Source organism: Mesorhizobium sp. SARCC-RB16n (genome assembly GCF_008520305.1).
In the GTDB taxonomy this organism is placed as follows: Bacteria; Pseudomonadota; Alphaproteobacteria; order Rhizobiales; family Rhizobiaceae; genus Mesorhizobium.
In genome coordinates this window covers 1-11738 of record NZ_ML703259.1, presented here as the reverse complement: position 1 = coordinate 11738, position 11738 = coordinate 1, and the positions used below count along the sequence as shown (strand labels likewise).

The 11738-nt window shown below is 57.8% G+C and carries 6 protein-coding genes and 2 pseudogenes; 2 read left to right on the top strand and 6 right to left on the bottom strand.

Going from position 1 to position 11738, the window contains the following annotated elements:
• Positions 1 to 694, top strand: a pseudogene (locus C7I87_RS06855) (hypothetical protein); the annotation flags it as partial.
• A gap of 223 nt (positions 695 to 917) precedes the next feature.
• Positions 918 to 2282 carry a serine hydrolase domain-containing protein gene (locus C7I87_RS06850; RefSeq protein ID WP_188393764.1) on the top strand — a complete coding sequence of 455 codons (1365 nt, stop codon included), beginning with the start codon at positions 918 to 920 and terminating at the stop codon, positions 2280 to 2282.
• A 376-nt stretch (positions 2283 to 2658) separates the two neighbouring features.
• On the opposite strand, the gene C7I87_RS06845 is transcribed toward C7I87_RS06850, so the two are convergent.
• The 6 genes and pseudogenes from C7I87_RS06845 to C7I87_RS06825 all read right to left on the bottom strand — a co-directional run bounded on the left by C7I87_RS06845 (position 2659) and on the right by C7I87_RS06825 (position 11088).
• On the bottom strand, positions 2659 to 3765 hold the full coding sequence (locus tag C7I87_RS06845) for a histidine decarboxylase (RefSeq protein WP_149903486.1): 1107 nt from the start codon (positions 3763 to 3765) through the stop codon (positions 2659 to 2661).
• 1148 nt (positions 3766 to 4913) lie between these two features.
• Positions 4914 to 6311 carry a type III glutamate--ammonia ligase gene (gene glnT, locus C7I87_RS06840; RefSeq protein ID WP_149903485.1) on the bottom strand — a complete coding sequence of 466 codons (1398 nt, stop codon included), beginning with the start codon at positions 6309 to 6311 and terminating at the stop codon, positions 4914 to 4916.
• A gap of 580 nt (positions 6312 to 6891) precedes the next feature.
• A pseudogene (locus C7I87_RS06835) lies at positions 6892 to 7264 on the bottom strand (iron-containing alcohol dehydrogenase); the annotation flags it as partial.
• Positions 7265 to 7370: 106 nt separating this feature from the next.
• Positions 7371 to 8528 carry a M24 family metallopeptidase gene (locus C7I87_RS06830; RefSeq protein ID WP_149903484.1) on the bottom strand — a complete coding sequence of 386 codons (1158 nt, stop codon included), beginning with the start codon at positions 8526 to 8528 and terminating at the stop codon, positions 7371 to 7373.
• A gap of 836 nt (positions 8529 to 9364) precedes the next feature.
• Positions 9365 to 9529 carry a hypothetical protein gene (locus C7I87_RS35160; protein ID WP_188393763.1) on the bottom strand — a complete coding sequence of 55 codons (165 nt, stop codon included), beginning with the start codon at positions 9527 to 9529 and terminating at the stop codon, positions 9365 to 9367.
• Positions 9530 to 9933: 404 nt separating this feature from the next.
• On the bottom strand, positions 9934 to 11088 hold the full coding sequence (locus tag C7I87_RS06825) for a M24 family metallopeptidase (RefSeq protein ID WP_149903483.1): 1155 nt from the start codon (positions 11086 to 11088) through the stop codon (positions 9934 to 9936).
• Between the last annotated feature and the right edge of the window lie 650 nt (positions 11089 to 11738).

Sequence of the window (11738 nt, the reverse complement as noted above, 5' to 3'; positions counted from 1 at the left end):
CCTGGTCGAGGAATTCGCACAAGGGCCTTTTTATGGTTCTACCATAATGGGAAATGAAGTTATTGCCATTTCCAGCGCTGAGTTCGGTCCCCCACCGCATTTTGTTTTTCGGGAGTTCACCTTTCCGGCCTCGCTGAGTGCTGAGGAGAACGAGCGTCTCGCCGATCTTTCGCTGAGTTGCCTGCGAGCTCTCGGTCTCGGCTGGGGGCCAACCTGCATTGAATTTCGGTGGACGAAGCTTGGTCCAGTCGTCATCGAGGTCAATCCGCGCCTCGGCGGCATGCCCGATCCTCAACTTATTCAGCTGGCATACGGCATCGATGTCATCACCGAGCACATCAAGCTCGTGATCGGAGAGGAATGGGATGTGCGCAAAGGGCGTTCGCAGGCTGCAGGCGTGCGGTTCATGGTTCCTGATTGCGATGGCACCCTCGACTGGATCGCCGGTGTCCCTCAGGCGGCCGCGCTGTCAGGTGTCGCCGAGGTGAAAGTTTATGCTGAACCGAAAACGCCAATCGCCAGGAAAGGCGACTATCGAGACTGGATTGGACATGTCATCGCCGCTTCCCCAACCGTTGCACAGACGGAGGCGATACTTCGGCGTGCCTTTGAGTTGATCAATTGGTCGATCACACCAGTTGGCGAACAAGAGGCTTTGGCAGGTGCACTCGGATCACAGCAACCGGACAGCTAAGGCCTCCAGGTGAGAGACGGCAAAGCATCGTAAAGGTGCCGTGCCAGCGACCGCCAGCCGACGATGGTCGCCCTAAACGGTGACATTCCGGCTGATTTGCTCCCACCGCAAAGAAAATATCGTGCGCGAGTCGCCCGGTGTTCAAATCTGCCACAGCCGAGCGATGCAAGAACTCCCCTGCCGTGAGGCGAGCTCCAGCATTGGGCTAGAAAGAACGGCTACAATGAAATTGCCTAAATACAATTCCCCTTTGTTGCCCTCTTGCGTCATAGACCCGGAACTGCTGGACCAGGCACATTTCGAAATGCAACGCGATAGAATACCGGGAATTGCCCTCGGCATCTACCATAACGGCTGCGCCGCGACGACGGGGGTAGGTGTAACGAATATGCTGCATCCGCAGCCGGTCGGCGGCGACACTTTGTTCCAGATCGCGTCGATCACGAAGACTTTCACCGCCACCGCCGTGTTGCAACTCGTAGAGCAGGGACGGCTCAGGTTGGACGACCCGATCCGCACCCACCTGCCGCAGTTCACCGTCGCGGACCCAGAGGTTTCGGCTGCCGTGACCATCCGCGATTGCTTGACCCACAGCTGCGGCTGGGAGGGAGACTTTTACGAGGATCCGGGCTGGGGTGATGACGCGCTGGCCACCATGGTGGCCCGGATGGGCAAACTGCCCCAGGTCACGCCGCTGGGTCGGATATGGTCGTACAACAACGCCGCCTTCTACGTTCTCGGGCGGATCCTCGAAGTGCTGCACGGCCGTCCCTACGAAGACGTGCTCAAGGAGGCGCTTCTCACGCCCCTCGGTTTGGACGACACCTGCTTCTTCGCCCACGACGTGCTCCACCGCAACTTTGCCGTCGGACACGCAGAGCGCCGTGGGCAGACCGTGATCGCACGGCCGTGGGCCATGCCCCGCTGTGGCAATCCGATCGGGGGCCTGATCGCCAGCGCAGAGCACCTCGTGCGCTACGCGCGATTTCAGTTGGACGGCGCGGCGGTGCTCGGTGACGCCATGCGGTTAGCTGCCTTCGAGCCAGCTGGTCCTTCGAGGGACACCCCGGAGATCGGGTTGGGCTGGTGGGTCGACGCCGCTCCCGGAGAACGCATCGTCTTTCACGCCGGCGGCGCCAACGGACAGCCGTGCTTGTTCGCCATGGTTCCGTCGCGCCGCTTCGCGATCGCCGTGCTGACCAACGGCGTGAATGGGTGGATCACAGCGGAGCGGCTACTGGCATGGGCGATCAAGACCTACTTCGGTCTCGCCGCGCCCGATCCGCAAAACCAGCCGTGCGCCAATGTCGATGCTTGGCTAGGGACCTATGACACCCGCCTAGAACGGCGTGTGCTGCGTCGCGAGGGAGAGCGCCTTATGCTCGATCAGACACCGCTGAAGGAGTGGCTCGACGGTCTTAGTCCGCCCACCCTACCGCAGAGCGGTATCGAGGTCCAGCCTTTAGGTCCGGACAAGATGCTCATCGCCCCGGGCCGGCGCGAGCAGTTGGTCGGAACCGTCTTGTGCGACGGGAACGAGGGATACCGCTGGCTGCGCGTCCATCGCCGAGCCTCGCTACGCAAGTGAGCACAGAGGTCATTTCAGCTTGGATTGCATCGCTACGACGTTGGCACTCGTGGTAAGCCTTCTTCGCTTCGGCATGCATCTCTCCTCTACCGTCGAAGAGATGCATGCCCAGGTTGCTGACCCAAAGGCACAGCCTGAAGACTCGCTGGCCCGCATTCCCGCTGGGAGACCGGTGAAACAAATCCCAACGGAGCTTTGTCGCCGGGATCAAAATCCCACCGCTGCGTGGTGTCTCACTATCATTTCGTCGTCAGCAACATCCCGCCGCGCGGCTCTGGACTTTCTGTTAATCCGCAAGCCGGAACGTGATGCGTTCTATTGCCATCCAGAGGACATTGACGAAGACATGCATCACCAACTTTCATGAAACACCAATTTATCTAGAATTACTGGACAACTCTGCAGTATAATCGCTGATAAACCGGCCAATGAGATCAGCTTTGACGTTTGGCATAACAATCGCGTGGGCCCAGTTGCCGTGGCATGCGAGCTGGTATTCGATAACGATCCTGTCGGATGGTTTCGGAAACACAACCGTCAAGGAGTATGGATTGAGCAGTACCGGGACGCCGGCTGAGCATAACACTTTCGCAAAACCCTCCGCGCGCTCGATGCAGGTTCGGGCATTATGGCGGAAACCGGCAATGCCCAAGCGCATCAGCCGGTTCCATATCGCGAGAACGGCGTGGCCGTTTCGAGACCCCATTAAGGTCGTATCATCAGAGCGCAAGTAGCTCACGGTAGAGGCCGCGCGGCGGACATGTTCGCGTCGGACTACGAGGACGCCGCACGGCATCGGCGTGCCGATCATCTTGTGGCCCGAGGTTGACATACTATCGATCCCGTGCCGGAAGGAGGGGCGGATACCACGTGGCAAGCCATCGACGAAGGGAAGGACCATTGCATTCAGGGCGCCATCGACGTGGACGAATCGACGACTCGGATCGATCCCGACTTGATCCAGAATGCTGATGCAGAACGCGATATCATCGTGCGCCCCTTTCATCGTCGTTCCACAGGTCAATGCGAGAATGATGCAGCGATGGCGATTTGCCTGCACAACCTCCCGCAGAGTGTCCGGACAGATGGCACCGGTATGGTCAGCCTCGCAGGTCAACGCCTCTATCCGGAGGATCTTCGCCGCCTTTGGCAGCGAATAGTGCGCCTCTGTGGAGTGTATCAGAACCGGATCACCAAGCGTCTCGCGCGCAAGGTACATGGCCCAAAGATTGCCCTCGGTCCCGCTCGCGCCCACAGCCCCCCAATAGTCTTCAGGATCGTCACAATCCCAAATCCTCATGACCCAGTCGGCCACTTCGCGCTCTAAGCCGCAGACCTCAGTCGCATAGTGTGAACCGACATATGGATCGCCCAAGTTGTTGATTAGAAATTCGCCAAAATTGTGCAGGCTAAGCATTGCTGAATCTATAGCCTGATGTTTACTGACATTGCTGTGTACGGCTTCGTTATATGTGGCGTTCATAAAACGTCTCCACTATGGCACGGCTTCGCTGATCCGTCAGGCCAGGGCAGCGACTTCTGCGATAGCGGTCCACGGCCGTTCGTGCGGTAGGTGGCGGGACGAGTTCGGCAACTGCGACCAAGGAGCTTCAAAAATCATGCCGATTTGGTCGAAGTGGTTTCAGAAAGGGTTCTGTATAGGATTCAATCAGTTAATCAGATGCAGCAGGGTCAGGTCGAAAAATGCCGTGTCGCGGCCTAGACAATCCGACCGTAGGTGTCGGTTGCCAGACATTGTCCACGAATGCTGGACTCGCGGGTCTTGAGGGCTTTCGGACGGGAACATCTTGGCGTGGCAACCGGCAGCGCGGTAGGCGTATGAGCGTCCAGCACGATCCGTGGATTGCGCGGGCGAAGATCGGCAAACTGGCGCCACGCCCGCAGGGCCGCCGCCGCGAGGAGCTTGAGCCCTCTATAACTCGATCTTAAAGCACTCTACCCATTTGCGCATCATGCGCGGGCATACGCCTGCGGCTACGCGAAAGCCTTTGGCGCATGCCGGCTCAGCAACTGCTTCACAAACGCCCCTCGACCGAGCGGTGTCTGTCAGACGGGCATTCTTGTGAATGTTCATCCGGTCCTCCGAAGAATCACTGAAATGTCGCAACATCAGCTTCCTCGTAAAGACGGTATGTGCGCCTCTGCCAGTGAGGTGGCTCGCCCCTACACTGCGCGTCCTTGGACCGGATGAAAAACCTATGAAAGCTCCGCGAGAAATCCGCAACCTGTGGATCGAGGACATCGACAGGCGGACCGAAGTCTTCCCTGACCGTCACAGCAAGACCTGATCCTGCTCGCTCCTGCCCCTGATGGATCCGGTTGGCGAGGCCGTGCTCACTATCTGGGTTCCGCACCGCTTGCGACCGGTACCCAGAGAAACCTTCATCCGCACGCGCGCCCCATCGCAAACTCGAGAAACTGCGACGCGCTGCCCAACATTCGGTCGATACCCGCAGCCACACCATCAACATGTCCCGATCGAGCTTGTCGACAGGGCATCGTGGCGGCATGCTGCTTTCGCAGGCAACATTTTAGGTGAGGCAACGAACCCGCGCGGTAACACTTTTCTTGAGGCAATGCGGGGGAACTGATTTCTCACGTTCCCTGAGTTTAAAAGAAATTGAGGTACCTTTCAATTTCCCAGTCGGATACGTGGCGATGGTATTCCAGCCACTCTGATCTCTTCAGGGTTAGGAACTGTTCGATGACTGGCGTGCCGAGAGTGCCAGCAAACAACTGATCGGCTTCGACGGCATCCAGTGCTTCGGTGAGCGTCTGCGGAAGCAGATCTATGCTCATCTCCTTGATTGCTTCGAGCGTGAGACCGTTGAAGTTGACATTTCTGGGCGCACCTGGCTCGATCTTCTTCTCAATTCCATCGAGCCCGGCGGCAATAAGCGCGGCCGTTGCGAGATAGGGATTCATGCTGCTGTCGCCAGTGCGAATTTCAAGCCTGCCGTAGGGAATTCGGACCATGGCGGTGCGATTGTTGTCGCCGTAAGCGATGCAGGCAGGGGCCCATGTTGTGCCTGAGACCGTGCCACCGACGACCAGACGCTTGTAGGAGTTGACGGTTGGCGCCAGAAGCGCTGTTAGCCCCTTTGCATGCGCGAGCACACCGCCCAGGAAATGATAAGCGAGCTTGCTCAGGCCCATTCCATTCGGGTCCGCATCATCGTGAAAGAGATTCCGCTCGTCCGCGTCGGCGATGGAGCAATGAATATGCATGCCACTGCCGGTCGAATTACTGCGCGGCTTTGGCATGAAGGAGCAAATAGCGCCGAGATCATGAGCTATTTCCGAGGCAGCCATTCTAAAGAAGATGATCTGGTCAGCCGTCTTTAGTGCATCGGCGTATTTAAAGTTGATTTCATATTGACAGTTCGCGTCTTCATGGTCGATCTGATAAACGTCGATCCCAACGGCCTGTAAGCATTCTGTTACGCGCTCAAGGAACATTCGCCCGCGCATGAGGCCCCGATAGTCATAGGCGGGCTTGGTAAGCGTATCTGTGCCGTCGAACGGCGACAGTTTCCCATCTGGCTCCCGCCGCAGCAGCATGAATTCGGGCTCCAGCCCCGTGTTGAGCGTCCAGCCGCGCTGAGCAAGGCGCGCGACCTGCTTCTTGAGAACGTTACGCGTGTCGATCGGATGCGGCGTTCCCTTCACGGCGCCGACTCCCGTCATGCGAGCATATCCGGGAGCCCATGGCGTCACCATCAACGTATCGAGCTCACAGACCACCATGAATTCCGCTTCGTGCGGAAGGAGGCCCAGCCCGCACAGGCCGGAACTAGCAAAGGCCGCGCCTTCCGTCAAAATGGCATCGAGATGTTGCACCGGAACGGCTTTGCTCTTCGCGACCCCATGTAGATCAACGAATTGCGCGAGCACATATCGGACTCCAGCCTGCTCCAGGAAAGCTTGAGCCCCTGCGGTGTCCAACTCCTTAGGTGTCGAAAGGCACCCGGGTGACAGAGCGCCAGTCCATGGGTTGGGAAAATGCATCCGAGGTTCTCCTTTGGTAGACTTTTCGCTGTATTGGTTTGGTGAGTTGGCTATTGGGCATGACCCCAATCGCGCCTGCAAGAGGTCTCACCTGCGCGGTGCCTACCAATCGTGCTCATTCACCTTGCTGCCAAGACTCACGTGCACGCAGCACAAGCCGCCGCTTCTCCACTAAGAGCTTCTATCTGCGGCCTCGTCAGTGCATCCATCTCGGGATGATTCCAACAGGGCAGAGTTAACAGACCCTGCGTCCTAATCTGGCTCTTGTTCGCGTGCGGACAAAACTCCTGCATTGGGCGCAGTATCACCGACAGGAGCAAGATTTGCGCCAATGAGCGCAGCGGCGCTGCTGCCAAGGACATGAAGGTTATATGATGCGCCGAAGGAGAACCGCCATGTGCTGGCGGTCGAGGGCATCACTGGGCACGGCCGCGCGGAACGCCACGCTCGCCATGTTGGACCGCAGGCCATCGCGACGGCCGCATCCCGCTGAGCGCTGAAGCGGGTTTCCGTCGCATCGCTCCACATGCGCTCCAGCATGACGGGCAGCAGCAACTCGGGCCTCGGGCCCATACCGCGCCCGATCGTTGCCGACGCCGAAGGCGGACAAGTATCAGGAAGCCAGAGATCGACGCGCAGCGCCAGAAGATAACGTCGAACCCGCCACAAATGCCGAGATAGGCCGCCGCGCGAGCAATCTTGCCTTTGATGGCCGAGCGGCTGAATTGAACCCTGCGGCATCACGACAGCATTGGTCATGCCGTCGTGGGTGTTACAGATCGCGCCGATCGGATCCGAGAGAGCATGAATCGCGCCGGCCTTCTGGAACGCGGCGCCGCCCATGACGGCGGCGCCCGTAATGTTGGTAAGGCTTCAAGATCGGAACCGTCATTGTAGGCGCGCGGCAGGTATTCCTTGACAAGACGCATGCCTTCCAGCGCGCTACCTGCCGCGGCGCGTTTCTTTGTGCGACCCGTAAGCTCGTTCATCAGTTCGAGCACTTCCGCGTCGTTCCTTGTCGCTTTCACCATCTGCATTGAAAACACCGAAAAAAGTCCATCATCTCTGCAGCTTCACGGGGACAGACAGCAGTTTCCGAGGGGTCTGTGTGAGGAGTTTGCCTCCATCCTCCGTCACCACCACTGTCTCGCTGAAAGCCAAGCCTTTCCCCACGGTGTACATGTGGAACACCATGTTCTCACGGAGCTTCCACCGGTCATTCGGTCGGAAGGTGTAGGAAAAGTCGCTGGAGCGGCACGTAAAGTGCTGATAGTAACCAAGGCTGTAGCCCGAAATGTTTCGGTAGCTCTTCTTGAGTCCGGCCTTCAGCATGCCCTCGCGAACAATCGCATCGACGTCACACGCCTCAGCCCCTGGACGCATTGCGGCAAATTGCTGATCTTGGATACTCACGATGTTGTCCGCAATCTCGTTGAGATGCGCCGGTGCGTCTCCGAAATATACGGGGCGCATGATGCGCGACGAGTATCCTTGAAACTGAGGGATAAGCTCGACGTGGAGTAAAGCGCCCTCTGCCAGCGGGACATCATCGACGATCGCATGCATCTTCGTGTCATCGATCGCCCGAGTGACCACGCCTACGATTCCAAGGTCTCCGCCCAAACGAATGACGTGCCTTGAGGCAATCGCCACGCATTCGCGTGCGCTAAATCCGGATCGGATTTCCTTGAGCAGTTCGACGATGGAGTCGTCGGCGATCTTCGACGAGCGCTTCAAAAGCTCCAGTTCTTCTGACGATTTCTCAGATCGAAGCTCTGTGAGGAAATCCGAGAAATCCGTGAAGGACGCAGCGCTAAGTGCCGCCTTCAGCGCGTCAAATCGCAGCAGAGTGAGGTTATAAGAATTTCGGTCGATTCCTATTCGACTGGGATCAAGCCTCTTCCCTCTCAGTGCAGCCAACAGCGTCTCGGTCGGGCTTTCCCAATCCTGAAAGCCAAAGATATTCTCGCTCGGCAAATATGAGAATTCTTGGCAGGTCCCCTCATCCACAGACCGCAACACCATGATTGGATCATCCTCTGCAGGAATGGCGCAAAATTGGTGGTAGCCCTCCGACATCGCGTATCCGACGAAATGAGAAACGGTTTCGGGTTGGTCCAACAACACCAAGCTGACGTCACGACGCTTCATTTCGCTTTGGATTGCGTGTTTGCGACGATCGAACTCTTCCTGAGAAAAAACGGGGGTCTTCTTCATGATGTGGCCCTCAACGAAGATTTGAAAAGCTGGCACAGGTTCTACCAATGCCGGTGTGCTAACCGAAGCTCTTGGTGATGTTGAAAGTGATCGCGATGCGTCGAATAGAAGAATTCGTTTAGGGCTAGCTTTCCTGCGTTTTCGAGGGCCCAACCAAGGCCTGAACGCGAAAAGACAACGAGCAAGGTCGAGACCGCGGCGAGGGTCAATGTCGAACCGTATTCCTTCCCTGAGCTTCTTCGGCAAAATGCCGAAGGCCGACCGCCATCGTTACCCGTCTAAATCGCCGTGAGGCAACTGGCGGCCAAGCACATTTCGTACGCATCCGGATCCCTTTTTTGTACGCATCCGTATCCCATTTGTCAAAGCGTAGCGCAGAGCCCGTAAGTCGTCTATTTCATAAAATGTCTGACTTCAGCCGTCATTCCCACAAAATCGTATTCCGCAGGTTCAAACCACGGGTGGGGCTCAAGCTGACGGTCATCTCCCATTGCGGCCGGCGCTCGAAAGCGAATTTCGAAGCGTCTTGGTCAATGAACTTAGCAAAATTGCGGAACCCCCCTCTCGTACATCATGAAATCATGACAACGATTTCGGGCTCCATTCGATAACGATGTCATGTTGACGGACGCCTCCGCTCTTCTCGTAATGCCCTGTTCCTTGCGGTCGGTCTTCGCAACTCGGATGCGGCCGGTCGAGCGTAGGCTAGTCTAGTGAGGATCGGGTCAATGTCCTCGGCTTCCAACGCCGCCTCGGCTGAGAGGGCGGCCAGAGATGCGGGTCAACTTGTTCCGACCCGTGCACGTGAAGACGCTAGTGAAAGGCGCCGGGCTTTGCTAACTGCGCGGAAACTGTTCCAGGAAAATGCTGCGCGACTTCGGGCCTAAGATCGGCATTGTCGGTGTAATCAGTTTGGCGAACGGATGCGGGAACTTGTCGATGGCATCCCCGATTTGGCCGAGATCATGGAACCTCTGCTGGCAGCCCGCCAGAAGCTGCACGAACAGTTCATGGTTTTGCGGGGAAGAGTATTGTCATTGTGAAGGTGAACCCTGTTTGCAGACGACTGATGACCCGGCGTGGCGGGACCCGTTGTTGCGCTGACCACGGTAGACATTCCGGCACGCTTCAGATCGCCCTTCTTTGTCTGCTACGCGCCCGGACCGTAGGCGCGCCCATCGCGTATGCCAAGGGTGCGGGCTCGTAAGAAGGAAATGCCGTACCCCGGTGGCGAATGAGCAAGGCAGGCCGGCTATCGCCAGTGCGCTACGACGCCTGCTTGTCGCGGATCAATGAATCTATATCCAACAATGCCTCGAACAACTAAAGCATCTCGTTTGGCCTTGCCAGCAAGAAACTCGGCTACTTCCCGCTTAATGCCACCCGTTTCTTCGACATCATCTTGTTATCTGACAAAGAGCTGGCGGGCTGTGCGGGTCAGTCTTTCGCAACCGTCGGCCGTGATCAGGATTGTATCGCTGAACGCAAGTCCCTGGGCGGAGGTGTACATGTGGAACACCATGTCTTCCTCAAGCACCCACTCCAGAGAAGGCAGGAACGCGCGCGTAAAGTCGCTGGTCACCGGCAAGCCGATATAGCCGAGGGTATAGCCGGTAAAATTCTCGTAAGTTTCCCGAAGCCCGGCATCCAGCACGCCTTTCCTGACGATCTCGTCGATGGCGGTGGAAGCTACTCCGGGACGCATCTGCTCATATTGCCTGTCCTGGATCTCTATCAGCTTGCGTCCGGCTTCGGCAAGATTGCCGGAGGGCTGCCCGACAATCGCCGAACGCATAATCCGGGCACCGTAACCGAAGTAGAGCGGGACGGATTCAACGTGCAGGATGTCCCCTTTCTTGAGGACATTGTTACCAAGCCGCCCATGCAGCGAGTTTGATCGCGCACCGGAAGCCATCAGAGCAGACCGGCCATTGTCGGCCCCTATGCGGAGGGCGGTCGCATAGAGGGCTGCGGCGCATTCACGCTCTGGGACACCCTCGCCGGCTGCATCCATCGCAGCCATCAAGGCGGCATCTGCAATTTCCGATGCTCGACGCAGATGTTTGATTTCATTGGCTGATTTGATGAGGCGCAGTTCCCGGATGACCGAGGAAAAATCGATGAAGCGGGCCTCTGGAAGCGCTGCCTGGATCGCCTCGAAACGGCCGGCAGGAAGGAAATGCGAATCGAGTTCGAAAGCGAGGTTCGACCGGCCCCAGCCACGGTCGTGCAACAGCTTTGCAAGGACTTCAACAGGGTTTTCCCAGTCTCGGAACAGGACCGGATTGGATACCCATGATTGCTCGGTCAGCATCGGAAGGTCGAGAGCTCGCGCAACCAGCACCGGATCGCCTTGAAGCGGAATGACCGCCGGCTGGTAGATGGCGGCAGGCGGCACATAGCCAAAAAGATAGGCCAGGTGCTCGACCATATCTACGACGAGCACATCCGCGCGTCGTTCGGACATATGCTGCCGAACGCGAGCCAAACGGCTCAGATATTCTTCTTTGGGAAAAGCAAGCGTGTGCAGACTTTGCTCGACTTCAAATGCCCGGGCCATGTTGATCCCTTCAGTTCAGGCGCGACGATTATGGGGACCGGTCGGCGACAATTATGACGGCCGGTAGAGGCCGCGCGCCTGTGATTTGGGTATCACGAGGCCGTGGATCTGGCAACGGCTCAGCGTGTAGTTGCCGCTGAGCGGTAGGTTGGCGTTGTTTTGACGTCGGTCGAGTGGCGACAGGTAATTGTCGCCGGCGACTATTACCCCAACGCCGCTAGAATGCGCAGTCTGGTGTGTCGCTGGCGCCTTCCATGGCGGAGATGCGCGCGACGGCGGACCGCTTGCGGTAGATCAGACCATGCGGAAAAAGGCTGATTGGCGCGATGGAGTGACGCTCATATCGGAGAGCGATGAGCTCGAACAGGGCGCCGGTTTCGACCTTGTCCTTCCGACCGTCTCGACAGTCGTTTGTGTACTCTCGGCCCCAAACGGGGCAAATCCGTGCAGCCACCAATTGCTTGTGCCCCACAGCTTTCGCGAACTGAGCTGATCGAAACGCTCCAAAGCCCGTTCCGGAGCGAGACAGGCAAATCCGTCAAAACAGACCGCAGCATGGTGGAACCCCGCATCGTCTAACGCCGTGTCGAGCCGGTCGAGGATCGTGTCCCGCGGAGTTCTCTAATCGCCTCTGTCAATGCGCTCCTTCC

What these genes read in the sequence shown, in the direction of transcription:
- C7I87_RS06850 (WP_188393764.1), top strand. Translation starts at nt 918, where the DNA reads ATGAAATTGCCTAAATACAATTCCCCTTTGTTGCCCTCTTGCGTCATA.
- C7I87_RS06845 (WP_149903486.1), bottom strand. Translation starts at nt 3,765, where the DNA reads ATGAACGCCACATATAACGAAGCCGTACACAGCAATGTCAGTAAACAT.
- glnT (WP_149903485.1), bottom strand. Translation starts at nt 6,311, where the DNA reads ATGCATTTTCCCAACCCATGGACTGGCGCTCTGTCACCCGGGTGCCTT.
- C7I87_RS06830 (WP_149903484.1), bottom strand. Translation starts at nt 8,528, where the DNA reads ATGAAGAAGACCCCCGTTTTTTCTCAGGAAGAGTTCGATCGTCGCAAA.
- C7I87_RS06825 (WP_149903483.1), bottom strand. Translation starts at nt 11,088, where the DNA reads ATGGCCCGGGCATTTGAAGTCGAGCAAAGTCTGCACACGCTTGCTTTT.